Source organism: Enterococcus sp. AMC1623 (assembly GCF_058216495.1).
In genome coordinates this window covers 1,387,844-1,413,404 of the sequence record NZ_CM177096.1, presented here as the reverse complement: position 1 = coordinate 1,413,404, position 25,561 = coordinate 1,387,844, and the positions used below count along the sequence as shown (strand labels likewise).

The 25,561-nt window shown below is 36.2% G+C and carries 25 protein-coding genes and 1 tRNA gene; 15 read left to right on the top strand and 11 right to left on the bottom strand.

Annotated features, from left to right (window positions below; genetic code table 11):
* Positions 1-31: 31 nt before the first annotated feature.
* From AC4BC7_RS06995 to pbp4, 3 genes are all read left to right on the top strand, one after another.
* On the top strand, positions 32-1,057 hold the full coding sequence (locus AC4BC7_RS06995; protein WP_490504225.1) for an alpha/beta fold hydrolase: 1,026 nt from the start codon (positions 32-34) through the stop codon (positions 1,055-1,057).
* A complete protein-coding gene (locus AC4BC7_RS06990) occupies positions 1,054-1,491 on the top strand; it encodes a GNAT family N-acetyltransferase (protein ID WP_207941164.1) in 438 nt (145 codons plus the stop codon). Before AC4BC7_RS06995 ends, AC4BC7_RS06990 begins: the two co-directional genes overlap by 4 nt.
* Positions 1,492-1,681: 190 nt before the next feature.
* Entirely contained in the window at positions 1,682-3,697 is a 2,016-nt protein-coding gene (gene pbp4 / locus AC4BC7_RS06985; RefSeq protein ID WP_490504224.1) for a penicillin-binding protein PBP4(5), read from the top strand.
* A 195-nt stretch (positions 3,698-3,892) separates the two neighbouring features.
* Here pbp4 and AC4BC7_RS06980 read toward each other — a convergent pair whose 3' ends face one another.
* Positions 3,893-4,597, bottom strand: coding sequence for a gamma-glutamyl-gamma-aminobutyrate hydrolase family protein (locus tag AC4BC7_RS06980; RefSeq protein ID WP_490504223.1), 705 nt, complete (start codon positions 4,595-4,597; stop codon positions 3,893-3,895).
* A 59-nt stretch (positions 4,598-4,656) separates the two neighbouring features.
* Positions 4,657-5,031 carry a lactoylglutathione lyase gene (gene gloA / locus AC4BC7_RS06975; RefSeq protein ID WP_207941158.1) on the bottom strand — a complete coding sequence of 125 codons (375 nt, stop codon included), beginning with the start codon at positions 5,029-5,031 and terminating at the stop codon, positions 4,657-4,659.
* 167 nt (positions 5,032-5,198) lie between these two features.
* Here gloA and AC4BC7_RS06970 point away from each other — a divergent pair, with 167 nt between their 5' ends.
* Complete coding sequence (locus AC4BC7_RS06970) at positions 5,199-5,642, top strand: NUDIX hydrolase (protein WP_207941157.1); 444 nt, start codon at positions 5,199-5,201, stop codon at positions 5,640-5,642.
* 43 nt (positions 5,643-5,685) lie between these two features.
* On the opposite strand, the gene yidA is transcribed toward AC4BC7_RS06970, so the two are convergent.
* The 3 genes from yidA to AC4BC7_RS06955 are packed head-to-tail and all read right to left on the bottom strand — an operon-like array spanning position 5,686 to position 8,672.
* On the bottom strand, positions 5,686-6,501 hold the full coding sequence (gene yidA, locus AC4BC7_RS06965) for a sugar-phosphatase (protein ID WP_207941155.1): 816 nt from the start codon (positions 6,499-6,501) through the stop codon (positions 5,686-5,688).
* A 13-nt stretch (positions 6,502-6,514) separates the two neighbouring features.
* On the bottom strand, positions 6,515-7,873 hold the full coding sequence (locus AC4BC7_RS06960) for an HD domain-containing protein (RefSeq protein ID WP_490504221.1): 1,359 nt from the start codon (positions 7,871-7,873) through the stop codon (positions 6,515-6,517).
* Positions 7,857-8,672, bottom strand: a complete 816-nt coding sequence (locus AC4BC7_RS06955; protein WP_207941152.1) for a lipoate--protein ligase family protein — start codon at positions 8,670-8,672, stop codon at positions 7,857-7,859. Before AC4BC7_RS06955 ends, AC4BC7_RS06960 begins: the two co-directional genes overlap by 17 nt.
* Before the next feature lie 148 nt (positions 8,673-8,820).
* On the opposite strand from AC4BC7_RS06955, the gene AC4BC7_RS06950 reads away from it, so the two are divergent.
* From AC4BC7_RS06950 to AC4BC7_RS06940, 3 genes are all read left to right on the top strand, one after another.
* Positions 8,821-9,255 (top strand): DUF1934 family protein, encoded by a 435-nt coding sequence (locus AC4BC7_RS06950; protein WP_207941151.1) that lies wholly within the window; start codon positions 8,821-8,823, stop codon positions 9,253-9,255.
* An 86-nt stretch (positions 9,256-9,341) separates the two neighbouring features.
* The gene (gene rpoE / locus AC4BC7_RS06945) at positions 9,342-9,944 is read left to right on the top strand and encodes a DNA-directed RNA polymerase subunit delta (protein WP_490504219.1); all 603 of its coding nucleotides are present in this window, start codon (positions 9,342-9,344) and stop codon (positions 9,942-9,944) included.
* A gap of 129 nt (positions 9,945-10,073) precedes the next feature.
* Entirely contained in the window at positions 10,074-11,258 is a 1,185-nt protein-coding gene (locus tag AC4BC7_RS06940) for a DUF998 domain-containing protein (RefSeq protein WP_490504218.1), read from the top strand.
* A gap of 395 nt (positions 11,259-11,653) precedes the next feature.
* Here the strand turns inward: AC4BC7_RS06940 and AC4BC7_RS06935 are convergent, their stop codons facing one another.
* The 3 genes from AC4BC7_RS06935 to AC4BC7_RS06925 form a co-directional block, all read right to left on the bottom strand.
* Entirely contained in the window at positions 11,654-11,824 is a 171-nt protein-coding gene (locus tag AC4BC7_RS06935) for a hypothetical protein (protein ID WP_490504217.1), read from the bottom strand.
* Between the two features lie 93 nt (positions 11,825-11,917).
* On the bottom strand, positions 11,918-12,529 hold the full coding sequence (locus AC4BC7_RS06930) for a DUF5067 domain-containing protein (RefSeq protein WP_490504216.1): 612 nt from the start codon (positions 12,527-12,529) through the stop codon (positions 11,918-11,920).
* Between the two features lie 284 nt (positions 12,530-12,813).
* Positions 12,814-12,885 (bottom strand) — tRNA-Arg (locus AC4BC7_RS06925).
* 56 nt (positions 12,886-12,941) lie between these two features.
* Here AC4BC7_RS06925 and rpoN point away from each other — a divergent pair.
* The 7 genes from rpoN to AC4BC7_RS06890 all read left to right on the top strand — a co-directional run bounded on the left by rpoN (position 12,942) and on the right by AC4BC7_RS06890 (position 21,294).
* A complete protein-coding gene (gene rpoN / locus AC4BC7_RS06920; RefSeq protein WP_490504215.1) occupies positions 12,942-14,258 on the top strand; it encodes an RNA polymerase factor sigma-54 in 1,317 nt (438 codons plus the stop codon).
* Positions 14,259-14,492: 234 nt separating this feature from the next.
* Entirely contained in the window at positions 14,493-15,530 is a 1,038-nt protein-coding gene (locus AC4BC7_RS06915) for a sugar-binding transcriptional regulator (RefSeq protein ID WP_207941145.1), read from the top strand.
* A 39-nt stretch (positions 15,531-15,569) separates the two neighbouring features.
* Positions 15,570-16,571 carry a type I glyceraldehyde-3-phosphate dehydrogenase gene (gene gap / locus AC4BC7_RS06910; protein WP_207941143.1) on the top strand — a complete coding sequence of 334 codons (1,002 nt, stop codon included), beginning with the start codon at positions 15,570-15,572 and terminating at the stop codon, positions 16,569-16,571.
* A 97-nt stretch (positions 16,572-16,668) separates the two neighbouring features.
* On the top strand, positions 16,669-17,859 hold the full coding sequence (locus AC4BC7_RS06905) for a phosphoglycerate kinase (protein WP_207941141.1): 1,191 nt from the start codon (positions 16,669-16,671) through the stop codon (positions 17,857-17,859).
* A gap of 69 nt (positions 17,860-17,928) precedes the next feature.
* A complete protein-coding gene (tpiA, locus tag AC4BC7_RS06900; RefSeq protein ID WP_207941139.1) occupies positions 17,929-18,684 on the top strand; it encodes a triose-phosphate isomerase in 756 nt (251 codons plus the stop codon).
* A gap of 110 nt (positions 18,685-18,794) precedes the next feature.
* Entirely contained in the window at positions 18,795-20,096 is a 1,302-nt protein-coding gene (gene eno, locus AC4BC7_RS06895) for a surface-displayed alpha-enolase (protein ID WP_490504214.1), read from the top strand.
* A 139-nt stretch (positions 20,097-20,235) separates the two neighbouring features.
* Positions 20,236-21,294: a tyrosine-type recombinase/integrase gene (locus tag AC4BC7_RS06890; protein ID WP_490504213.1), complete on the top strand. Its 1,059-nt coding sequence runs from the start codon at positions 20,236-20,238 to the stop codon at positions 21,292-21,294.
* Here the strand turns inward: AC4BC7_RS06890 and istB are convergent.
* Both istB and istA read right to left on the bottom strand, forming a co-directional pair.
* Complete coding sequence (gene istB, locus AC4BC7_RS06885; RefSeq protein WP_490502869.1) at positions 21,225-21,953, bottom strand: IS21-like element helper ATPase IstB; 729 nt, start codon at positions 21,951-21,953, stop codon at positions 21,225-21,227. The two genes, AC4BC7_RS06890 and istB, sit on opposite strands and share 70 nt — an antisense overlap.
* Positions 21,953-23,380 (bottom strand): IS21 family transposase, encoded by a 1,428-nt coding sequence (gene istA, locus AC4BC7_RS06880; RefSeq protein WP_093365140.1) that lies wholly within the window; start codon positions 23,378-23,380, stop codon positions 21,953-21,955. The genes istB and istA overlap by 1 nt, the downstream gene beginning before the upstream one ends.
* 446 nt (positions 23,381-23,826) lie before the next feature.
* Here istA and AC4BC7_RS06875 point away from each other — a divergent pair, with 446 nt between their 5' ends.
* Positions 23,827-24,402 carry a tyrosine-type recombinase/integrase gene (locus tag AC4BC7_RS06875; protein WP_060791511.1) on the top strand — a complete coding sequence of 192 codons (576 nt, stop codon included), beginning with the start codon at positions 23,827-23,829 and terminating at the stop codon, positions 24,400-24,402.
* Positions 24,403-24,418: 16 nt separating this feature from the next.
* Here the strand turns inward: AC4BC7_RS06875 and AC4BC7_RS06870 are convergent, their stop codons facing one another.
* Positions 24,419-25,333, bottom strand: coding sequence for a hypothetical protein (locus AC4BC7_RS06870; protein WP_088775023.1), 915 nt, complete (start codon positions 25,331-25,333; stop codon positions 24,419-24,421).
* Between the last annotated feature and the right edge of the window lie 228 nt (positions 25,334-25,561).

The window sequence follows — 25,561 nt, the reverse complement described above, 5'->3', positions numbered from 1 at the left end:
AAGCTAATGAGAAAACTAGGAGGAATGTATTGTGAAAAAAGCCTTACTTTATGGGAGTCTAATTGGTGCTGGTATTGGATTTTATGCGTTATTCCGCAATCGACCAGAAACCATTGCTATTGAAGAGGAGCTCCCGTTTGATGAACAAGGACTACTTAAAACGACGACAGAAGATATTTTTTTGGTCGCATCAGATGGTCTACCATTAGCATTAAGTGTCGTGCGCCCAGCTTATCGTCCAGTAAAAGCTGTTGTTCAAATAATTCATGGTATTTTGGAGCATCGGAAACGTTATTTAGATTTTGCCCATCATTTAGCAGAAAATGGGTATGCCGTAGTCATCAGTGACAACCGTGGCCATGGTCAATCAATTAACGAGCAGTTTGTTTTAGGATATATGCCTAGTACAGATCGGATGGTTGAGGACCAAGCCAATATTACAACATTTATTAAACAGCGATTTGCAAATAAACCAGTCTATTTATATGGTCATTCGTTTGGTTCAATGGTAGCTCGCGTCTATTTACAAGAACATGATGCCGAAATTGATAAATTACTATTAACTGGAACCGTACAATACGAAAAAAATGTAAAATTAGCATGTGTAATTGCTGAAATAGCTAATAAAGTAGCTGGCGAGCATAGTTTTTCATGGATTTTGAAGAAATTATCTGATTTTGGCTCAGACGACAAAACCTGGTTAACCTCTAATGAGGAGCATGTAGAAAAAGCGATGAATGATCCTTGGATGATTCCAGGATATGACAATCGAGGGGTAGCGACTATTTGGCAAACAAACCGTGAACTAAAAAAACAAGTTAAATTTGCCTGTCAGCATCCAGAATTACCAATTTTAAGTATTACTGGTGCGGAAGATTGGGATATTACAGGTGGTGAACAAGGTTTACTTGATACAGAAAATACATTAAGACAAATCGGTTATCGTAATATTGATATTATCGATTTACCACAAATGAAACATGAAGTTCTCAATGAAATCGAAAATAAACTAGTGTATCAATTAATTGTAGATTTCTTTGAAGGGAGTTTAAAATGAATATTCATTTAATTAGTAAGCGTGAAGCGCAACTTACGTGTTTAGTTGCTGTTTGGGAATCGGCAGTCCGAGCGACACATTTATTTTTGACAGAAGCTGATATTAAAGAATTAGTGCCCGAAGTGAAACAAGGATTGCTAGCAATTGATACGTTGCTTGGCGTGTATGAAGAACAACAACTTGTTGGTTTTTTAGGAATTCAAAATGAAAAAATCGAAATGTTATTTATTGATAATGACTATCGTGGTAAAGGTTATGGTAAAAAATTAATAGAAGCAGCTTTAGAGAACTACGTGATTCATTGGGTGGATGTGAATGAACAAAACCCAGAAGCACTTGGCTTTTATCAACATATGGGGTTTGATATAATGCAACGCTCAGACATGGATGAGCAAGGACGTCCGTTTCCCATTTTACATTTAAAAAAAGCGTAGTAAGTCTATCTAACCGTAACTAACTGAACTATAAACGAGTGTTCTATGATTCAATAGAATGAATGTCACTCACTATAGTTCAGTTGTTTGTATTTATTTCACAGATAGTTCCTCTCTAAATTTTCTTAAGTTTTTTGCTTTTCAATTTTTGATATGACATAATTAATGGAAAAGAAAGTGGGGAAAACGAATGACATCAAAGAAAATAGCAATGATTGTCGGGACCATTGTTGCCATTGGCGCACTTGGTGGAGGGACTTATTGGTATTTCCAAGGAACAAAAGAACGAGAAGTTAAACAACTAGCCGATAACTACGTTGAAGCGTTAGAAAAGGGTTCTTATGAAAAAATGGTCGAGAGTTTCAATTCAACTTCTATTAAAAACAGTGGCTACACAAAAGAAGAAGTACTCGATAAATATCAACTTATTTTTTCTGCATTACATACGGATAACGCCAAAGTTTCTGATGTGAAAATTAAAAAAAATAAAGAAGAATATACGATCTCTTATACAGTGTCTTTTGATACTTTATTAGGTAAGTTAGAAGATGTTGCATACCAAACAACGGTAGAATTTGTGGATAATCAACCTGTCATCGATTGGGCACCTAGTCTGATTTTCCCACAAATGGAAGGAAAAGATAAAATTAATATCCAAGAGGATCCTGCAGAACGAGGAGAAATTGTGGATCGCAATGGTGAAAAGTTAGCAACGAATCGTGACTATCAACAATTAGGTTTAAACCCTAGTAAGCTAGGAGACGGAGAAGAAAAAGAACAACGTTTGCAGGCAATTAGTGAAGCATTTTCAGTTTCCGTCGATCAATTAAAAGAACGTTTATCGCCAGAATGGGCAACGGGAGATGTATTTGTCCCTGTGAAAATTTTATATGGCAATGAAGAAAGTAATCCGTTAAAAGATTTGCCAGAAGGAGCGGTCATTGGTCACGTCAATAAGCGTTATTATCCGTTAAAAGAGGCCGCGGCTCATTTAATTGGTTATGTGAGCCAAGTCACGCAAGAAGATATCAAAAAAGACGCAACTTTAGATGAAACAGCTGTGATTGGAAAAGCTGGTCTAGAAGCAACTTTTGATAAACAACTACGTGGCGAATCAGGTGGACAAATTGAAATTTTGACGGAAGAAGGCGAAGTAAAAGCGGTTTTATTAGAAAAAGAACGTAAAAATGCTGACCCCTTAAAATTGACTCTAGATGCTAAAGTTCAAGAAACAGCCTTTAAAAATCTAGACAATGCACCTGGTTCTACAGTAATCATGCAACCACAAACCGGTGATTTATTAGCGACAGTTAGCTCACCTTCTTACGATCCCAATAAAATGATGTTGGGAATGACTCAAAAAGAATACGATGCATATGCGAACGATGAAAAATTACCGTTCATGACTCGTTTTACGAACCGTTATGCACCTGGTTCCACATTTAAAGTCATTACGGGAGCAATTGGGCTAGATGAAGGCATTATTAAACCAGAAGAAGAATTAGCGATTTCAGGATTAAAATGGCAAAAAGATCAAAGTTGGGGTTCGTATGAAGTGACTCGCGTCAAAGAAGCTTCGCCAATTAATTTGGAGAAAGCGCTCGTTTATTCCGATAATATCTATTTCGCACAAAAAACTATAGAGCTGGGTGAAGATAAATTCAGAGAAGGCTTGTCTCGTTTTATTTTTGATGAAGAGTTGGATTTGCCTTTCTATATGGAACCAGCGTCTCTTTCTAATGAAAAATCTTTTTCAACGGATATTCTGTTAGCTGATACAGGGTATGGTCAAGGAGAACTACTCATTTCGCCTATCCAGCAAGCAGCGATGTATAGTGTTTTTATGAATGATGGCCAATTAACTTATCCACGCTTAATGGATTATCAAAAGACGGAGGTCAAAGAAAACGTGATTTCCAAAGAAGCTGCAACAACCATCTTAGCTGATTTGGTGCACAGCGTTTCGGATGAAGAAGGCTATGTCCATCAATTTTATAATCCTGATTTTGTGTTAGCTGCAAAAACAGGAACGGCAGAAATCAAAGAAAAACAAGATACAACTGGCATTGAAAATAGTTTCTTGTTATATTTTGATACTGAAAACAAACAATTTATGGGAATTACGATGGTGGAAGATTCTCGAGAAAATGGGACCGCTATTGAGCATAGCGACGATTTAGTGAAGTATTTAGAACAAGAGGAATAATGGAAAAATATCTAATAACTTTTGTAGAAACAAATAGATCTAGAACAATCGGATCCTTCGAAGTTTTGTATCATTAAAAAGACTGTGATATCAGTACATTGAACAACTATCCAAACAATCTAGTGAGGCGTGCTACAATCTAGCAGCCCACTGTCTGACGGATTCGTTTTAATGTTTACTGATGTCACAGTCTTTTTATAATTCTTTAACAAAATAAGTGAATAATTGTTGTTCAGTTGCAAAAGCATTTCGAGTTAATTCTGGATGCCATTGAATAGCTAAAATTGGTAAATCGTTGGCCTCAATTCCTTCGATAATACCATCTGGTGCTTGAGCAATTACTGTAAAATTAGGGGCAACATTTTTGATAGTTTGATGATGATAGGAATTAACCGAATAATCTTCAGGTAAAAAAGTTGCCAAGCGACTATTCGCTTTAATTCGAACAAGATGCGTTTGCTTCGTCATTTCAGATTCTTGGACGTGTTTAATAGATGTGGGATCAAATAAAGAAATATCTTGGTGCAAACTGCCACCAAAAGCCACGTTTATTAGTTGCATGCCTCGACAAATCCCAAAAATTGGCTTTCCTTGCTTGATTGCTTCATCAATTAATTTTAATTCAAAAGCATCCCGTTTTTCATTAATTTCTTCTAAATAAGGATGAGGTTCTTGACCATATAATTTAGGATTGACATCATGTCCGCCTCCTAAAAGTAATTTATCAATTCGTTGAATATATCTTTTTGCGTCTTCAGGTTGTCCAATAGGTAAGACTAGCGGCAATCCTCCAGCATCTTGAATGCCTTCTACAAAATTACGTGAGGTATAAGACAACCAAAACGTTTCGCCCATAGTCATCGTACGTTCATTACCAGCAATACCAATAATTGGTTTCAAATGCCAAACCTCCTTGATAAAAAATAACTCCTTCTAATCAGTAGAAGGAGTTGTGCGAATTAGCGTTCGCGGATAACTTCAATTTTGTATCCATCTGGATCAATGATGAAATAATATGAAGGAGGAACTCCTGGTAAACCTTTTAAATCAGTTACGTTAAAGCCTGCTTCTTTGTGTTTAGCATGTAAGCCTTCCACATCATCAGATGAAATAGCAATATGGCCATAACCATCACCTAGATCATATCCCGGATGATCATAATTGTAAGTCAATTCTAGTTCATAGTCATCTCCAGGTAATGTTAGATAAACTAATGTGAATTTTGCATCTGGGAAATCGCGACGACGGCTTTCTTCAAAACCAAATGCTTTTGTATAGAAGTCTAAAGATGCTTCTAAATCTTTTACGCGTACACATGTGTGTGCCATTTTCATAAATGTCATCATCCTTTCTTATTTCAATATGTTTATCATAACATATCAGTTTTTTATTGATAAGAAAACTGTCCCATTTTTTTGCAAATTTTCCTTAACGCTGAAACTTGTCTGCAAGTCAACTATCCGTTACAATCAAAAGAAAACAGTTTTACAAGGAGGATAAAATGGAAAAGCCGATTTTTGGAAAAAAAGAAATTAATAAGGTTTACAAACCGCGTTTTGGTGCCTATGTTGTGATTCATCGAGAAAACAAACAAGAAATTATTATTGTTCAAGCGCCAAATGGAGCCTACTTTTTACCTGGTGGTGAAATCGAACAAGGAGAAAACCATTTACAAGCCATTAATCGGGAAATGCTAGAAGAGGTTGGTTTTGAGGTGAAAGTAGGGAATTATTTAGGAGAAGCACTTGAATATTTCTATTCCAGCCATCGCGATACCTATTATGAACATCCAGGCTATTTTTATGTTGTGGATGAATGGGAAAAAGTAGCTGAACCAACAGAAACTACCAACGAGCTTGCTTGGGTAACACCAGCAGATGCGATGTTGTTATTAAAACGTGGCAGTCATCGTTGGGCAGTACAAGAATGGTTGAAAGAAGAATAAAAATAAACCCGCAAACTTTTTTTATAGGTTTGCGGATTTTTGTTTAGTTATTTAATATATATTGTTTAATCGCTTCGGCAACACCATGCTCATCATTTGAGGCAGTAATAATATCTGCAACGTTTTTAACATTTTCAGTTGCATTGGCCATTGCAATACCTAAGCCAGCATATTCAATCATTGTAACGTCATTTTCGTTGTCCCCTAATGCCATAACTTCTGAACTATCTAAACCTAAATGAGTAGCTAAACGTTCTAGAGCAGCACCTTTATGAACTTCTTTATTTAAAATCTCTAAGAAGAATGGCGTGCTTTTAACCACGGTATATTTTTCCATAAAGCTTTTTGGAATAAGTGGGATAATTTCATCTAAGAGTGCTGGTTCATCAATCATCATCATTTTGATAATTGACAATTCTTCGGTCATTTCTTCTGGTGTTCGATATTTTAATGGCATATTCACTAAAGATGCTTCATGAATAGTATACGGACTAATATCTCGATTAGAAGTATACATGGTATCTTCTGTTTCAGTGTGCAAATGAACACCTAATTTACGGGCTAGTAATTCGATTTCTAGATAATCATCATGGCTTAAACCGAATTTTGAAACGATTTCCTTATCATGTGTGCGTTGAACAAGTGAACCGTTGTATGTGATAACATAGTCGTTCCCGCTAAATAAATCCAACTCTTCTAATAAAGATTCGACTCCGGTTAAAGGACGTCCGGTACATAAAACAATTTTAACGCCTTGCGCTTCTGCTTGTTTTAAAGCTGTGTGCACCTCATTTGTTAATTGATGGTGACTATTCAATAGGGTCCCATCGATGTCGATAGCAATTAATTTAATTGACATGTTTTCCTCCTTGTTATTCAACCAATTCGCCATTATGAATATGATTAGCGAATTGTTGATATGACTCTCCAAATAAATCATAGTTGTCTTGGGTCGATTGGTCAACCATTTCTTTAGGAAAATAAAAACGGTGGTCGCCTTGTTCTTGACCAGCTAAAGCTTTGACTAGTGGGCTAACTTTTGATAATTCAACCAAGGTCCCATCTTTTTGTTGCAATTCAATTTGTGTACGATGTTTGTCATGCTTAGGATGATAAAAATCATAAGGTAAATCAAAGTCAGAATTAATCCCTGTATAATATTTAGCATTAAAGCCGACTTCAGATACAATAGCTTTCATTTTATCAATTAACGGCATTTGTGTATCTGGATAGAAACGACAAGATTTAAAAGGTTTCCGATTTAAAAAGCGAACAGCCAAATCATTTAAGATTGGGTCATTACTATCTAGCCAATGATTGAAGTACGTGTTCAAGACGCCATCATCTAAGCGCAGGTAATCTTCTAAGGAAAAATTTTCCTCCAAAAACGGTAACAAAAGCTGTGACGTCTTCTCAAAAAATCGAGGATCTTTTTTATATAAGACATGCGCACGATGAAGAAGATGTTCTAGGACAACTTCCATTCCACGCGATGTTGCATGGAAATAGATTTGTACATACATTTGATAGCGACTGACAATGTAGTCTTCCACGGCATGCATGCCATTTATTGAAAAAGCAAGACCACCTTTGTATGGACGAATGACGCGCAAAATACGTGTTAAATCAAAAGTTCCATATTCTGTTCCTGTAAAATAGGCATCTCGCAACAAATAATCCATTCGGTCAGCATCGATTTGACTTGAAATCATTTGCACCACTTGAGGGTTAGGATAAGTTTTCATAATAACGCTAGCAACTTTTTCAGGAAAACCGTCTTCCACGCGATTTAAAATTTGATAGATTTCAGTATCAGGAGATGTGATAATTTCAACGGTAATAGCTTCGTGATTCGTATGAAAAATATGCTCAAAGGTGTGTGAATAAGGCCCATGACCCACATCGTGGAGCAAGGCGGCACACAAAGCGATTAGACGTTCTGAATCATCCCAACCATCAATAAGTTGATCTATTGAATAATTTCGTTTAAAGACATCACAAATTCGGCGAGTAATCTCATAAACGCCTAACGAATGGGAAAAACGACTATGTTCAGCGCCGTGAAAAGTAAATGAAGTCGTCCCTAATTGTTTAATGCGACGGAGACGTTGGAATTCTTTCGCATTAATTAAATCCCAGATTACTTGATGTTGGACGTGGACATATTGGTGGACAGGATCACGAAATACTTTTTCTATAGGTAATTTTCGAAATTTATAGGGAATAGCCATCATGTAACTCCTTTATTTGTAAATTGCGTTGTTTCATACTAGCTAATTTTTTTTCTAGTAATTCAGCATGCAACGCTTCTTTGACCCAATGCAGCGGATCAATAGCTGTAGGTTGAATATTTAGTGTTTGGATGAATCGTTCTTTTGTTTGCTGAATCGACATTGGTTGTCCTAGTGCTGTTTCAATGGTTGTCATACAAGCGGGATCAACGGCCGGATAGCCATCTGTCCCAAATTTTTCTTTTAGGCTTTGTTGATAGAAATTACGGACAACTTCGCCACGTTGATGTTGATTGCCATTAACACTGAGATACATCATAACTGCCACGCCATTTTTGACTCGTCGTTGAGCAATGCCAGCAATTTTTTTTCCATCAATACTCAAGTCAAAGGTTCCTGGGCAATAAGAATTACTAATTTCATAAGCAGCTACCTTTAATTCGGGAAATGCTTGCTGCGTTAAGTCCATCATTTGTTCGTAGGCACTATCAGTCGTAGTATGTTCTTCTCTAGGAAAAATCAGTGAGACATTTAAGACACCTTTATCTGCAATGACACCTAAGCCACCAGAATTTCTGACGACTGATTGATAATTATCTTGAAAAACCTGTGACAAACCTTGTTGTAGATGAGGAACACGCGTATCTTTCATTCCTAAAATAAATGTTTGGTCACATTGCCAAAAATGAATCATTTCTTGTGAGGTTGCACTAGCATGTTCCGTAAAGACATCTGTTAAGGCAAAGGGAAGATACGCATTGTTTTCCGTAAATATTGCTTGATCGAATAATTGCTTCATGGAGATTTCCCTTCTTTAATAAATTGTTTTCTTTTATTATATACGAAAAAAATTTGAAAACACGTGAAAAACATCCAAACAGTTTGTTTTATTGACAAATATGCTGAAAATGTGAACAATATAAAAGAATAGTATAGGAGGGAAGAATGTGGATTTAACTAAAGGAATACCTGTTGCCATTCGTTTGAAAACAGAAGTAACCCAAAACAATGAATTACAAGAATTTTTATTTGAACTATCTGGACAAGTTGTCAAGATGGGTGATACGCTTTATATCCGTTATAAAGAAGTTCAAGAAGATCAATCTGAAGTGCCTGTTACAATGAAGCTTTCACCTGATGGCACCATTCAATTGATTCGTTCTGGCGAAATGCGTCTGCGTTTAAAATTTGTTTATCGAGAAAAAGCAGATACGAGTTATCAAACTCCATATGGCGTGATGTTTTTCAGTACATACACCAATAATCTTCATTTTAGTTTAAAAGACCAACCGACTTCTGGGAAAGTGTCTATTGATTACGATTTATTTACAGCAGGCGATAAAATCGGTGAGTATAAACTCTCATTAGAATTTACTGCTTGATTTTTGATGTTTTTTATCAGAATAAATTGCTTTTTTGCAAACATTTTTGTATGATTAGACGTAGACTGTGAAAGGACGTGTCCCGATTGGAAATTAATGTATTTGAAGGTGTAAATAGAAACGAATTATCCATGATTGAAGTTGCCTATGCAATTTTGTCTCAAAAAGGCGATGTAATGGATTTTTCAGATTTAGTAAATGAGATTCAAACCTATTTAGGGAAATCTGATAGCGATATTCGTGATTCATTGGCGCAGTTTTATACAGACTTAAACATTGATGGTAGTTTCATTTCTTTAGGTGATAATCGTTGGGGCTTACGTTCATGGTATGCCATTGATTCGATTGACGAAGAAGTAAACCATGGAATTGACGAAGATGACGAAGATGCACCACGCCGTCGTAAACGTAAGAAAGTAAATGCCTTTATTAGTGATGATGAAGATGCTATTGACTACAACGATGATGATCCAGAAGATACAGATCTAACTGATGAAGAAGAAGATGATGATTTATTTGATGATGACGATGAAGATGAAGAAATCGCAGCATATAACTCTGATTTACAAGAAATTGGCGCAACCAACGATGATGATGAAGAAGAACTTCCAGGAAGTATTGAAGAAGACTTAACAATCATTGACGATGATGACGACGATGAATTTGATGACGAGGAAGAAGAATTATAATCATTGCAAAACACCCAAAAGCTTATTAATAGCTTTTGGGTGTTTTTTGTTTAATGATGTCGCTTTTGTTATTTACCAAAATTGTGTATGATAAGCAAAACAAAAGAGTTTAAAAAAGGTGGAATAAACATGAATAAAGTACGTTTTAATCTTCCAAAAGAAATAGTTGAAAAATCAAAATTAATCAAATGGTCAGAAGGAGAAGGGGAATTAGATGTAAATACAGGTGTTTTGACAATAAAAGAAAAAGAAACTACTATGAGTAGCCAAACTATTTCATTACGTTTGTTTTTTGTTCCATCCTTTTTGTCTGCCTTCTTGTTTTTTCTTTATTATTATTTTACAAAACGAACCCAAATTGCTTTGTCAGGGTATGACTCAATAGGTTTTATGTTGTCAACCTTAGGAACACTCACAGGTCTTTTGACATTGACACTTATTTTTACCAGTATAAAAAAAGGCAAGCGGTTTTCTCAAGCTAAAAATTTATATTGGCGTAATTTTCCAGCATTATTTATTTCATTAGGCATTATGTTATTCTTAGGAAGTCTTTTTCTCTTTCGAATCTTACGTTATATGTTTCCTGGATTAGTTTTTGATTTATACACTGCTACAGGGCTTTATTTTGTCAGTATAGCAATTATTAATTACTTTATTATTTATATTGTAATGGAATTGACCCCATTGTTATTAACTAATATTTTGACCTTTGTAATTATTGGTGGTGTCGTTGGTGCGATGGTAACTAATCGAGAAAATCAGTGGTGGCAACATAATTTTAGTTTTTTAGGTACCAGCGAAGCGACAAACCGTTGGCAATTCAATCTCACCTTAGTTTTATCGGCCATTTTGATGATTGCATTAATTGATTATATTTTTGTGAATTTGCAAGAACGATATCCAGGAATGAAACTTCAGATTTTACGCTGGCTATTAATTTTGATTGCTGTAAATTTAGGTGGTGTAGGGATGTTTCCATATAAAGAAGGTTCTTTATCGGCTGTGATTCATAATCATGTTGCCGCAAACCTTGTTTATTTAGTTATTCTGTTAATTGTCACATTACCTTGGTTATTACCTAGAATTACAAGAGAATTTAAAATCACTTCATTTATTGTGATGGGATTGCTTGTTTTATGCGTATTTTTGTTTATGGGTGTTCATTATCTATCATTAACAGCTTTTGAGTTTCTAGCATTTTTAGTAGCTTTTGTTTGGCTATTGATGTTTTTCCAGTTTTTACAATTCTTGGTTCTTGAATCGCCAGAACATCGTTTGGTCATTGAAATTAAAGACTCTGAAAATGAACGATAGCCCTCTCTAAAAAAGAGAAGGCTATCTGACGAATCAATATATTTATTTTAAAGTTGATACCAATTATAACTATTACTAAAAATTAACTATTTCTCATTTAAACGATATATTCCCTAACCTCTAATACATCCTTGTAACCCTGTAGTTACGCCAGTGTGAATAAATTTCCTAAAAACAAATTAAAGTGTCGCATAAAAATATCTTTCGCGTTACTTAAGTATAACATATTTCTTCTTGAAAAGAAAATTTATAGGAAAATTTCAAGAAAATTACTAAAAAGAGAGTTAGTCATTTCACTAACTCTCTTTTTTTAAATTCTTTATTGACTTATACTTTTTAACAAAACTCAATATGATAGGGTTTTGCCATTTAACGTAGCATCAAGTATAATGTAATCAGTTACACGAACGCACCTTAAGTTCTTCCGCTTGCCTCTTTGCTAACAAAAAGACCATTGCGATATTATCATCTAAAACTTTAATATCAATAGTGTAAAAGTTTGTTTTTACATGTACATAGTCATTGATAATAAAAACTTTCCCAACTCTATTTTCAAAATACAACATATTAGCACCTCCTCTTATAAGGTACTATTGATTTATTGTAATCAACTGCTGGAATAAAAATATTTTCGTATTATTTAAAAAACGATATAAATTTTATTTAACTGTAAATTCTGCTGTACCAAAATTATCGCCTAGCATGCTTTCAGCATTTAATGTGACTGGAGTTTCTGTATCAGTCAATACATAACCAACTGCATTAGAGACTGTCCCGCCTGGCTTAATGTCACTAGTCTGTGTATCACGATACTGTGGATCAGGCAGAGGTGCAACATCAAGCTTATTAATAATATTTGGATCATTATCTTGTACAGCGTTAAAATTACTAATCCATGCCATAGTTGGATTAATACTTTTTTCGTTGTCATAATCAGGATTTACTAAAGTGTCATACCAAAAAGCAATAATAGGAGTGTCGCCATATTCGTTGCCCTGTTCACCAGCAAGTATTACTTTATAGTCTGTAATTTTAATTGTATAAGTATTACCTTTTAAAGTGGTGCCATCAAAATATGCATCGGCTGCTGTTTCAACAAAATCACCGCTTGTTTCCGTTACTTGGGTATCTTTAATGGTTGATGTTACATTACTAGATTGGACGTTATTTGTAGTAGTATTTGTATCTGAACTTTCTTTATCTTCTCCGGCACAACCTCCTAATATAAAACCACAAAATAGCACCAACCCTAAAAATTGCATCTTTTTCATTTGATTACCTCCAACAAATTTTTATTTTATTAATTGTACCATTTACGAAAAGGTGTTTCCATAAAAAAAGTGATACAATCGATTAAGATTGTATCACTTGCCAATGTTATTCTCGCCTTCAACAGCAATATTTTTTTCAATATTAAACGCACAAATGGCGCACAAATAATAGTCGCACAAGAGACGCACAAAAAAATTGCGACTATTTGTATATCATAAAACGCCATATGATAGGGTTTTGCCATTTAACGTAGCATCAAGTATAATGTAATCAGTTACACAAACGCACCTTAAGGGAATCGAACCCCTGTCTCAAGAACCGGAATCTTGCGTGATATCCACTACACTAAAGGTGCTGAACACTTTACATAGTTTAGCGAACTTTAAGAAAAAAAACAAGGGGAAATCCAAAATGAAATTTGAACAGCAGTTTTCGCAGCAACAAAAGCAAACACAGAAACTAGCGATGACACAAAAATTACAGCAATCGATTCAAGTTTTGCAGTTTTCTACAGAGGAATTAACACAATTTATTGAGAATCAAGCCTTAGAAAATCCACTACTTGATGTCATTCAACCTAATTATACTTCAAACTACTCAAAACCACGTACATCAACAGGCACAGAAATGACACGTTTAAACCAAATCCCTGATACGACAATTTCATTATTCGAGCACTTAATTGATCAAATTCATTTGAACTATCGTGATACTTATTTAAGGACACTGGTTCTGTATTTGGTAGAATATATTGACTTGAATGGTTATTTAACAATTTCGCTGGACGAAGCAGTTGAACAGACAGGTGGGACGCCGATTCAACTATTGGATGCTTTGACCCTAATTCAGCAATTAGAACCAGCGGGTGTAGGTGCTAGAAATCTGCAAGAATGTTTGATGTTACAAACCGAACGAGATAACTATGCACCAGAAATTGCGTATTTAATATTAGAAGAATATTTTACAGAATTAGTTGAAAGAAAATGGGAAAGTATCGCTAAAAAGTTAGTCATCTCTTTGACAGATATTCAAAAAGTATTTGATTATATTCAAACATTAACGCCAACACCAGGGGCAGTCTTTGGTTCGACAGAAGGCTTGTACATCATCCCTGACTTAACGGTTAGAGTTGACGGACAACAAGTGACGGTAGTCTCAAATCGTAGTGGAATGCCAGAAATCAAATTTCAGCAAAATTATTTTGAACAAATGACTCAAAGTGGAGATTCAGAAGTGTTAAACTATCTGAAAGAAAAACAACAAGCGTTTGAGTGGCTGAAAAAAACCGTGGAACAACGTGGAGACACTATTTACAATGTGGGGAAAGCAATCGTTGAAAGACAACAAGAATTCTTTCTCAATAAAGAGCATCCTATCAAGCCATTAATTTTAAAAGATATTTCAGAAGAATTGGCTATTCACGAATCCACAGTCAGTCGTGCTGTGAATGGCAAATATTTAGAAACGGATTTTGGCGTTTTTGAATTAAAACATTTCTTTAGTCAAAAACTCGCCTCTGATGAAGGAGAACGCTCGACAAATGATGTGAAACATCGCTTGCAAACGTTAATCGATTCAGAAGATAAAGCTAAACCCTTATCCGATCAAAAATTAGTGGAACTTTTGAACGATGAAGGCATAGATATTTCACGAAGAACAATCGCTAAATATCGCGATTTATTAAAAATTCCATCGTCAACCAAACGTAAGCGATACGATGAAACATAAGCATTGAGAGGGGTTTCATGAATTTTTAGTGAAATTCCTCTGTTTTTTGTGATTTTTTAAAGAAAAACAAGGATTTTTGATTTTTTTCTTTGAGTATTAGTTGATAAATAAAAAAGAACATGCTAGAATTATTTGTGTAAGGAATTGGTACTGAAAAGTAAATTCGCTTTTTTTTACAACACATGGGTCATATTAAGTCTATCTAGGACAAAAAAAGTCCAACGGAGGTTGCATATGCTTGATGAAATAAAATTGATTGAAGCTATTGCTCCAGATATTTTGACGGTTCTCCAAGAAAGATACCGAATATTACAAAATATTTACTGGATGCAGCCGATTGGTCGACGTACGTTGGCTGAGAGTTTAGATTTAACAGAACGTGTGTTGCGAACAGAAACGGATGTATTAAAACGACTGAAATTGATTGAATCTTCAAAAAGCGGCATGATGTTAACAGCTAAAGGCGAAGATGTTTACAATCAACTAGGAAGTATGATGGACCAATTATTTGAAATGCACCAGATTGAAAAGCGGTTGGCTAGTTATTTTGGGATTTCTCGTTGCTTCATTACAGGTGGCGATAGCGATCAACAAGTAAAAGTAATTAGCGAATTTGGACATCTTCTTTATGAAGCACTGGACGAAAATTTGCCAAATGGTAAAAACATTATTGCGGTAATGGGTGGGACCACCATGGCACAAGTTGCAAGCGAGCTCTCTGATTTAGAAACAGAGCAACGTGAAAACTTATTCGTACCTGCTAGAGGAGGAATTGGAGAAGCTGTAAGTGTACAAGCAAATTCTGTAAGTGCTGAAATGGCGATCCAAACCAATGGCAAATATCGCGCATTATATGTTCCTGAACAATTAAGTACAGCCACATATAATTCACTGATGCAAGAACCTTCTATTTTAGAAGTTCTAAACTTAATAAGCGAAGCAAACTGTGTCATTCACAGTATCGGAAAGGCCTTGCACATGGCTGCTCGACGAAAGATGACTGAAGAAGAGATTCTGATGCTAAAACGCAAAAATGCTGTAGCAGAATCATTTGGTTATTTTTTTGATGAAGAAGGGCAAGTCGTTTACAAAATCCCTCGTATAGGTTTACAATTAAAAGACATACAGAATATCCCTTACGTATTCGCCATAGCTGGTGGGAGAAGTAAAGCAAAAGCCATTCGCGCTTATATGAAAAACGCACCAAAACAAACGTGGCTCATCACAGATGAAGCCGCAGCAAATGAGATTTTAAGAGGGGCGACCCTTTAAAATAAAATTTTTTTGATTTTCATAAGGAGGAAATCTTAAATGACAGTTAAAGTAGGTATTAATGGATTTGGACGTATCGGACGCTTAGCTTTCCGTCGTATCCAAGATGTAGAAGGAATCGAAGTGGTTGCAATCAACGACTTAACAGATGCTAAAATGTTAGCACACTTGTTAAAATATGATACAACTCAAGGACGTTTCAACGGTACTGTTGAAGTTCACGAAGGTTCTTTCAATGTAAATGGTAAAGAAGTGAAAGTTTTAGCTAACCGCAACCCTGAAGAATTACCATGGGGCGATCTAGGCGTAGATATCGTTCTAGAATGTACTGGTTTCTTTACATCAAAAGCTGCTGCTGAAAAACACTTGACTGCAGGCGCTAAACGTGTTGTTATCTCAGCTCCTGGTGGAGACGATGTACCAACAATCGTTTACAACACAAACCATGAAATCTTAACAGGCGAAGAAACAGTTATCTCTGGTGCTTCATGTACTACAAACTGCTTGGCTCCTATGGCTAAAGCATTAAACGATAACTTCGGCGTTATTGAAGGTTTAATGACAACTATCCACGCTTACACTGGTGACCAAATGACTCTTGATGGACCACACCCTAAAGGTGACTTCCGTCGTGCTCGTGCGGCTGCTGCAAACATCGTTCCTAACTCAACTGGTGCTGCTAAAGCTATCGGCTTAGTAATTCCAGAATTGAACGGTAAATTAGATGGAGCTGCTCAACGTGTTCCTGTTGCTACTGGTTCATTAACTGAATTAGTGACTGTTTTAGACAAACAAGTTACTGCTGATGAAATCAATGAAGTGATGGCTAAAGCTGCTAACGAATCTTACGGTTATACTGAAGACGAAATCGTTTCTTCTGATATCGTAGGTATGACTTTCGGTTCATTATTCGATGCTACTCAAACTCGTGTAATGACAGTTGGCGACAAACAATTAGTTAAAACTGTTTCATGGTATGACAATGAAATGTCATACACTGCACAATTAGTTCGTACTTTAGAATACTTCGCTAATTTATAAGATAATCTAATTATCTGAATTGGCAGTATCAAAGCGGGGAAGCGACGCGCTTCTCCGCTTTTTTTAAAGAGAAAGACCGATATTAGGAGGCAATTTCATGGCTAAAAAGACTGTACAAGATATTGATTTAAAAGGTAAAAAAGTTCTTGTTCGTGTTGATTTTAACGTTCCATTGAAGGATGGCGTAATCACTGATGATACACGTATTAAAGCGGCTTTACCAACAATCAACTATGTATTAGACCAAGGTGGAAAAGCAATTCTATTTTCTCACTTAGGACGTGTAAAAACAGAAGAAGATAAAGCTGGTAAATCTTTAGCACCTGTTGCAGATCGTTTAGGCGAATTACTTGGTAAAGAAGTAACATTCGTTCCTGAAACTCGTGGTGAAGCATTAGAAGCTGCAATCAACAACTTAGAAGACGGTGGCGTAGTTGTCTTTGAAAACACACGTTTTGAAGATGTAGATGGTAAAAAAGAAAGCAAAAATGATTCTGAATTAGGTAAATACTGGGCATCATTAGGTGACGTATTCGTAAATGACGCGTTTGGTACAGCTCACCGTGCACATGCTTCTAACGTAGGAATTGCTTCAACAGGCATTCCAACAGTAGCTGGATTCTTAATGGAAAAAGAAATCAAATTTATCGGTGAAGCCGTTGAAGAACCTAAACGTCCAATGGTGGCAATTTTAGGTGGCGCAAAAGTTTCAGATAAAATTGGTGTAATCGAAAACTTAATTCCAAAAGCAGATAAAATTCTTATCGGTGGTGGAATGACTTATACATTCTATCGTGCAAAAGGAATTGAAATTGGAAAATCATTAGTTGAAGCTGACAAAGTTGAATTAGCAAAAGAATTAATTGAAAAAGCTGGCGATAAGTTAGTATTACCAGTTGATTCAGTAACTGCTCCTGAATTTTCTAACGATGTACCAACTGAAGTTCATGAAGGCGGCGTGCCAGTAGATCAAATGGGTCTAGATATTGGTCCTAAAACAGTTGAATTATTTGGCGATATCTTAAAAGATGCTAAAACAGTTGTTTGGAACGGTCCTATGGGTGTGTTTGAAATGTCTAATTTTGCTAACGGAACAATTGGTGTTTGTGAAGCAATTGCTAACTTAGAAGACGCAACAACAATTATCGGTGGAGGAGATTCTGCAGCAGCGGCTGAACAATTAGGCTTTGCAGATAAATTTACTCATATCTCTACTGGTGGTGGCGCAAGTTTAGAATTATTAGAAGGTAAAGAATTACCTGGCTTGGCAGCAATCAACGATAAATAATCGATCTTTTCATACGTAGAACTAGCTATTTCTACGTATGAACGAATTGAAAAAAGGAGTGTCATATAAATGCGTAAACCTATTATCGCAGGTAACTGGAAAATGAACTTAACAGCATCAGAAGCAAAAGCTTTTGCAGAAGCTGTAAAAAACAATATCCCTAGCAATGACAAAGTAGATTCAGTAATTGGTTCACCAGCGCTATTTTTAGAAACTTTAGTAGAAGCTGCAAAAGGAACTGATTTAAAAATCTCTGCTCAAAATTGCTATTGGGAAAACTCAGGAGCATTCACAGGTGAAACTTCACCAGCTGCATTAGCAGATTTAGGTGTAGACTATGTAATCATTGGTCATTCAGAACGTCGTGAATACTTCCATGAAACAGATGAAGACATCAACAAAAAAGCAAAAGCTATTTTTGCAAACGGATTGACACCAATTCTTTGCTGTGGTGAGTCTTTAGAAACATATGAAGCAGAAAAAACTGCTGAATGGATTGAAGGACAAATCACTGCTGGTTTAGCTGATTTAACAGATGAACAAGTAAGCAACTTAGTTATTGCTTATGAGCCAATTTGGGCTATCGGTACTGGTAAATCTGCAGATGCAACAATTGCAGATACTATCTGTGGTGTTGTACGTCAAACAGTTGAAAAACTTTATGGTGGCGAAGTAGCTGCAAAAGTTCGTATTCAATACGGTGGTTCTGTTAAACCAGAAAACATCGCTGAATACATGGCAAAAGAAAATGTTGATGGTGCTTTAGTAGGTGGCGCAAGCTTACAACCAGAATCATTCTTAGCTTTATTAGACGCTGTAAAATAATTCGATTTCATTTTCGAATTTTGTTTGCAGTATTGCTTAAAATTCATTAAAATAGAAGTATCACAAGGGAGTTCCCTTACGATAAAACAAACTCAAAGGAGAGACAAAACATGTCAATTATTACTGATGTTTACGCTCGCGAAGTCTTAGACTCACGTGGTAACCCAACAATCGAAGTAGAAGTTTATACTGAATCAGGTGCGTTTGGACGCGGTATGGTTCCTTCAGGAGCTTCAACTGGTGAACATGAAGCGGTTGAATTACGTGATGGCGACAAAGACCGTTATTTAGGTAAAGGGGTATCTAAAGCTGTTGATAACGTAAATAACGTTATTGCTGAAGCAATCATCGGTTACGATGTTCGCGATCAAATGGCTATCGATAAAGCAATGATCGAATTAGATGGAACTCCTAACAAAGGTAAATTAGGTGCGAACGCTATTCTTGGTGTTTCTATTGCTGTAGCTCGTGCTGCTGCTGATTACCTAGAAGTGCCTTTATACCACTACCTAGGCGGATTCAACACTAAAGTTTTACCAACTCCAATGATGAATATCATCAATGGTGGATCTCACTCAGATGCTCCTATCGCATTCCAAGAGTTCATGATTTTACCAGTTGGTGCGCCAACATTTAAAGAAGCTTTACGTTGGGGTGCAGAAGTATTCCACGCTTTAGCTAAAATATTGAAATCTCGCGGTTTAGAAACTGCTGTAGGTGATGAAGGTGGATTTGCACCTAAATTTGAAGGTACTGAAGACGGCGTTGAAACAATCTTAGAAGCAATCAAAGCTGTTGGTTTAGAACCAGGTAAAGATGTATTCTTAGGATTCGACTGTGCATCTTCTGAATTCTACGAAGACGGCGTATACAACTATGCTAAATTCGAAGGTGAAGGCGGAGCGAAACGTACTGCTGCTGAACAAGTTGACTACCTAGAAGAATTAGTTAACAAATACCCAATCATCACTATCGAAGACGGTATGGATGAAAATGACTGGGATGGATGGAAACTATTAACTGAACGCTTAGGCGATAAAGTTCAATTAGTTGGTGACGATTTATTCGTAACAAACACTGAAATCTTAGCTAAAGGTATCAGCCAAGATATTGGTAACTCAATCTTAATCAAAGTTAACCAAATTGGTACTTTAACTGAAACTTTTGAAGCTATCGAAATGGCTAAAGAAGCTGGCTACACTGCAGTTGTATCTCACCGTTCTGGTGAAACAGAAGATTCAACAATCGCTGACATCGCTGTTGCAACTAACGCTGGCCAAATCAAAACTGGTTCTCTATCACGTACTGACCGTATTGCTAAATACAATCAATTACTACGTATCGAAGACCAACTTGGTGAAGTTGCAGAATACAAAGGTTTGAAATCTTTCTACAACTTGAAAAACAAATAATCTGTTAATGTAAAAGTAACTATACCAATTTTTCAGACATGATAAAATTAGTGTAAAAAGTGTTTCTACTTTTATGTTCTAGTATTATTGCTAAGTGCCTTTCTTATGTCAACTAATGACATGAGAGGGGCATTTTTTTATGCACTATGAACGATTAGTAAAGGAATACTTGTTAGAATTGAAATTGGAAAATTATTCAAAAAGAACGATTGAGTCTTATGAACAACATCATCGAAAATTTATAGACTATTACAGAAAAGAAATTAGTTCACCGCTTTTAATTGAAGATGTTTCGAAAATTCATTATAAGTTGTTCATCAGTTTTTTATTGGATTGCCAATTAAAAAGTAGTTATATAAATGCAATTTTAAAAACTCACAAAGCATTCTGGAACTATTTAGTAGCTGAGAAAGTAGTCAAAGTTAGTCCTCTGGAAACGATAAGGTTATTAAAGGAAACAAAGCCATTATTAACTACATTCAATGATAAAGAAGTAAAGGATATGCTGAATGTGTGGAAATTTGATACCTATTTAGGAGCAAGAAATAAGTGTATTGTTGCTCTTTTAGCAGATACAGGTATACGTGTATCTGAACTATTAAATTTAAAGGATACAGATTTAGCTGAAAACTATATCCGAATATTAGGAAAGGGGAGTAAATGGCGAGTAGTTCCAATTTCATCTGAATTAAATTATTTTATTACTCGATATAGAAGGATTCGAGATAGTCATTTTTATACACTTAGAAATTATCATGGCAAAACAAGGAAATTAGATGAACAGCTAATTTTAGGGAAAACAGGAAGAAAAATTAAAACGGTGACTAATATTGAATTGATATTGAAAGAAACAGGTAAGAGGGCAGGCGTTAGGGCAACTGTTAGATGCAGTCCCCATACACTAAGGCATTATTGGACGGTAAAAAATTTGCAGATGGGTCAAGATATTTTTACAATAAGTAAGATGTTGGGGCATTCCAAACTAGATACAACGAAAATTTATATCAGTAGTATCACGGATGAACAATTAGTAGATAAAGCGGTAAAGACAAGTGTGTTTTGCAAGACCTTCCTACACAATATTGCAAAGAAAAAGTACACACCTTTGCGCCTGAAATTTTTCTCTGATTATTTTGGTCTTGATAGAGCGTTTTTGAGCCGGAAGCTCTCTCCGGTGAAGCTTAAAATGTGTGCGTGATGAATTAAGCGGTCCACCAATGCCGCCGTCAAACGTGTATCGATAAACACCTTATTCCATTGGCTGAACTCCAAATTACTGGTGATGATGATACTTTTCGTTTCATACCAATCACTGATCAGCTGGAAGAGCAACTCGGCACCTTCCTTAGTGAACGGCACATAGCCCATCTCATCTAGGATAACCAACTTCACCTTGTCAAAGCGGTGCTTGAAGGTCTCCAACGTGTTGTTCTTCCATTGACGTTCCAATTCTCCCACCAATTCAGAGACTCGCCAGAAGCGTGTTTCAACACCAGCATGCGTGGCCATTTGGCCAAGAGCACAAGCTAAATGCGTCTTACCAGTTCCTGGGGTACCCACGAAAACGGCGTTTTCTTTTTGGCGGATAAAGGAGAGGCTGATTAACTCTTCCTTTGTGGTCGGATTTGGCAGCGTGATATGATCATGCCAGTCGTAGTTGTCTAAAGTCCGGCGTACAGGGAATTTGGCCTGTTTGAAGAGCCGAGCTGTCTTTAGTTCTTCCCGGCACTTCAATTCATTCTCTAACAGGAATAGCAACCAATCTTCTTTGGTTTCAAAGCCCTCCGTTCCAATGACTCTAGGAATATGAGAGAGCCGCAACTGCTTACAAACCTCTTCTAAACGATCGGTTTCCATCAACTCGCCGCCTCCCCATTAGATGACTTGAGAAATGCATCATAGTCATTCCAATCCACATCATAGGCATCCGTTTCTTTCGAAGAACCGATAAGGTCGTAGAAGTTCTGATCAATACCTAACATATCGTTGGTGACGAGAAAAACGAGAAGCTGATCTACACGCTTTGCCTGTTCTTTCCAATCGGGATGGCTGAGATAGAGCTTGATGCGTTCGGGTAGATATTTCCAGTAACGAGAGTAATGCATCGCACGCAATTTGCGCCGCCAATCGAGTAGTATTGCTTGCCAGTCAATCGCTCGTTTCTTCATCATGTAGGGCCGGGGGCCTTCAGCGATAATTTCACCATCCGTGCTAACCAGTTGATAGGAGTCAAAGCGAAGCAGCCCGTAGATGATGGAATGGTTCCGGGCGCGAGGAACATGGATTCGCTCGCCATCCAGCTTGATTTCGTTGTACTTATTGGCTTTTACTTCGATTTCCTTGAAGACTGGATATGCGACATCGGGCAATGCCAAAAGATCCGCTTTTTCCTCAAGCCAGAGTTCACTGATAAGTACATGTTTCTCATAATGAACGCGTTCCCTGTCTTTCGCTAATTGAACCGCCAATGCCTCATTAAAGCTTGCGAAGTCCTTCATGATTGGAGTGGCCGGAAAGAAGTTGTAGCGAACATAGCCGACTTTATTTTCTACGCTGCCTTTTTCATTTCCGCTTCTAGGGTTGCACACCTGTGTCTCAAACCCATAATGCGTAGCGAACTGCAGAAACCCATCCGTTAACACTGCTGGTTCCGTCTTCGACTTTACTTGCGTTACTGCCGTAGACATATTATCAATGCGAATTTTTCGTGGGACGCCGCCAACTTGTCGGAATAGCTCCTTCATTCCTTCAAGTAGACACTCTTGATTCTCCGCTGGTAATGCCACCGCAAATCCGCCGTTACTATAAGGAAAAGACATCACGAGTGCTTTGATATCCTTAAAGGCTCCTTCATGGCAGACCTCCATGGTGCCAAAATCCAGCTGCGCTTCCGCCGGAGGATGTTCCAAACGCTCAAAGCCTTGATCTTCATTGGCTTCAACGTAGTGAGTGGCTTTCCAGTCCCTAACGAAATCACAAACCGTGCGATACGAACCGGGGAACCCCTGGTTCTTCAATTCTTTAGTCATAAAGTCAACGGTCCTACGCTTCTTCTTCGGGAGCTTAGAATCTTCAGAAAGCCAGAGAGCAACGATGCCTCCCCAGTGTTCCACATACATCATGCCCGTTTTCTTTCGGACCTTCGGCTCAGGTAAAAGATCCTCATCTGCATACTTTTTTGCGGTGCGCCAGTTGATTTCCAATTCGTCAGCTATGTGTTGAATAGATTTATCGTGATTGTTTCGTAGATTTCTGATAGTATTAATATCGGTCATTGCGAGCATTCCCTTTCTTACCTCCAGTTACAGTGTCGGAACTATAACTTTAGAGGAATTTCAGGACGCCCGCAATGGCTTTTTATTTTACCCTAAGCTGCTTGCGGAGTTATGTACTTTTGCGCTGCAATTGTATGTACGTCTATCTTGCCACAAACAACAAGTCCTTTGGGTAGTATACTTTAAATTAGTAGTCAAATTCAGGAGAACATGCTTAAATAGTGTTCTCCTTTTGATTTTCATATATTTAATCACTTGTGATTGTGTGTTCTACAAATTTGCAACCTCCAAATTATGATGCTATAAAGGACCCTAGCAGGGATACTTTTATAATTAGTATCCATCACGAATCCTATTTTATCAATCTTTCATTTTTGATTTATAGGGAGATGGATACTTTTATATTGAAATACACTATAAGTATCCATAAATAGTGCATATTTGGGAGGTAATTTATGGGACAAAAAATGATTAATGTCAAACCGATAAAAAATAAAGAAACGCTAATTCAATTTGGAGAAGAATTACAAAAGGGCAAACACGGAAAAAGAGATTATTTGATTATGGCAATTGGAATAAAGATAGGGTTACGGATTTCAGATATATTGAACCTGAAGGTATCTGATGTGAAAAACAAGACGCAAACAGAAATTATTGAAATAAAGACTGGTAAAAAAAGAACTCTTCATCTGAAATCATTAACATCAAACATTATTGATTATTTAAATACAGAACATAGTGCGGAATCTGAGTGGTTATTTCCAAGTCCAACAGATAGTAGTAGACATTTAGCCAGTCATCAGTATTATAAAATCCTACAGAAAATTGCAGATAATCTAGGTTTAGATTATATTGGCACACATACACTTAGAAAGACATTTTCCTATTTCTTTTTAAAGCAAAACAAAGGTGATATTGTTACGCTGATGAAGATTTTAAATCATAGTAGCCAAGCAGTTACGCTTAGATATGCAGGGATTGAAGAGGAAGATATAAAAGCTAAGCTTGAAGACTTTGACCCATTTAAGTAAGTAAAAGCACAATCATTTAAGATTGTGCTTTTTGCTTGTCTTTTTTTAATTGAACAGTATTATACTTTTCTTTATTCAAATAACTTTGAAAATACAAGTCATCTGCATTATCATATTCTTTTCTATTATCAGAAATATAAATGGCATCTTTAGAATTTTTGTGTAAGGTTAAATAATAGAAGAAATCAACTATACAGGGAATTGCTTGTAACTTATATTGATTCTTTTCTTTCACAAAGTAACAAAGTTCATTAGAATCATTCAGAAAAATCAAAATATCATTTCTAATGAGAGTGCTATTATTTTCTAGATTTCTAAACGACACATCTGCTAAGTTGGATTGTATTGCTGGGATAAATTCTTTATTAGGTAGTGCAAGAATATCTACAGTATCTATAGAAGTTGTATAGTATTTTTCTTGTAATATATCTGAAAAAGAAGCTACTCTAATTGGGAATTTAGTCAATTCGTTGACGATAAACTGACTAAAATACTTTCTATTTTCTTCAGAAGTTAATTGATTATACTGTTTATTTGCAAGTTTTTTTATAGCTTCATCGTTTTTAAAGTTATATTTGCCTGAGGTAAATACTGAAAGATAGAGCTGTTTGTTTTTGTCTGGTGAATCAATCACTTGAATTTTATTGGTATATAAGCCAATTGAAACGAAATATTGAACGACCATTGACTGCAAGTCTAAATCCTTCATATTTTTGAAGTCATATTTCTCAACATAATAGAAATGCTTATTTACTTTTCCTTTAGAGATGATTTTGTTCTTTTTTAAAGTTTTTAATCGTGCTTCTAAGCTGATACGATTGCATTGTAACAGCTTAATCATGGTGTTCTCATATATTCCGTTTGCATTGGTTATGATGTCTATTAATTCCTCAGAATCAATTGCCCGATTGTTTACAAAAAGTGTGTTCATGTTCACTCCCTCCTATTGTGTTATCAATTTTATTTTATTAAAGTATCCATTCTCGTAACTATCCATAAGTAACCCTACACTCATAACTATCCATTCTCATTTTTATCCATCATTTAGTGGTTGTAATTGAATAGAATTTTTTTTGAATTTTTTCATGGGCAGCTGTTTTTGAAAATTCACGGAGGTTTCCATTGCGATTTTTCCGAATTCACCTCAAAATTGGTATAG

Coding starts and splice junctions, on each gene's coding strand:
- istB (WP_490502869.1), bottom strand. CDS start 21,953: ATGGAAACCGATCGTTTAGAAGAGGTTTGTAAGCAGTTGCGGCTCTCT.
- AC4BC7_RS06970 (WP_207941157.1), top strand. CDS start 5,199: ATGGAAAAGCCGATTTTTGGAAAAAAAGAAATTAATAAGGTTTACAAA.
- AC4BC7_RS06930 (WP_490504216.1), bottom strand. CDS start 12,529: ATGAAAAAGATGCAATTTTTAGGGTTGGTGCTATTTTGTGGTTTTATA.
- eno (WP_490504214.1), top strand. CDS start 18,795: ATGTCAATTATTACTGATGTTTACGCTCGCGAAGTCTTAGACTCACGT.
- AC4BC7_RS06890 (WP_490504213.1), top strand. CDS start 20,236: ATGCACTATGAACGATTAGTAAAGGAATACTTGTTAGAATTGAAATTG.
- rpoN (WP_490504215.1), top strand. CDS start 12,942: ATGAAATTTGAACAGCAGTTTTCGCAGCAACAAAAGCAAACACAGAAA.
- AC4BC7_RS06905 (WP_207941141.1), top strand. CDS start 16,669: ATGGCTAAAAAGACTGTACAAGATATTGATTTAAAAGGTAAAAAAGTT.
- tpiA (WP_207941139.1), top strand. CDS start 17,929: ATGCGTAAACCTATTATCGCAGGTAACTGGAAAATGAACTTAACAGCA.
- gap (WP_207941143.1), top strand. CDS start 15,570: ATGACAGTTAAAGTAGGTATTAATGGATTTGGACGTATCGGACGCTTA.
- AC4BC7_RS06870 (WP_088775023.1), bottom strand. CDS start 25,333: ATGAACACACTTTTTGTAAACAATCGGGCAATTGATTCTGAGGAATTA.
- AC4BC7_RS06960 (WP_490504221.1), bottom strand. CDS start 7,873: ATGGCTATTCCCTATAAATTTCGAAAATTACCTATAGAAAAAGTATTT.
- gloA (WP_207941158.1), bottom strand. CDS start 5,031: ATGAAAATGGCACACACATGTGTACGCGTAAAAGATTTAGAAGCATCT.
- yidA (WP_207941155.1), bottom strand. CDS start 6,501: ATGTCAATTAAATTAATTGCTATCGACATCGATGGGACCCTATTGAAT.
- istA (WP_093365140.1), bottom strand. CDS start 23,380: ATGCTCGCAATGACCGATATTAATACTATCAGAAATCTACGAAACAAT.
- AC4BC7_RS06935 (WP_490504217.1), bottom strand. CDS start 11,824: ATGTTGTATTTTGAAAATAGAGTTGGGAAAGTTTTTATTATCAATGAC.
- pbp4 (WP_490504224.1), top strand. CDS start 1,682: ATGACATCAAAGAAAATAGCAATGATTGTCGGGACCATTGTTGCCATT.
- AC4BC7_RS06875 (WP_060791511.1), top strand. CDS start 23,827: ATGGGACAAAAAATGATTAATGTCAAACCGATAAAAAATAAAGAAACG.
- AC4BC7_RS06940 (WP_490504218.1), top strand. CDS start 10,074: ATGAATAAAGTACGTTTTAATCTTCCAAAAGAAATAGTTGAAAAATCA.
- AC4BC7_RS06990 (WP_207941164.1), top strand. CDS start 1,054: ATGAATATTCATTTAATTAGTAAGCGTGAAGCGCAACTTACGTGTTTA.
- AC4BC7_RS06955 (WP_207941152.1), bottom strand. CDS start 8,672: ATGAAGCAATTATTCGATCAAGCAATATTTACGGAAAACAATGCGTAT.
- AC4BC7_RS06915 (WP_207941145.1), top strand. CDS start 14,493: ATGCTTGATGAAATAAAATTGATTGAAGCTATTGCTCCAGATATTTTG.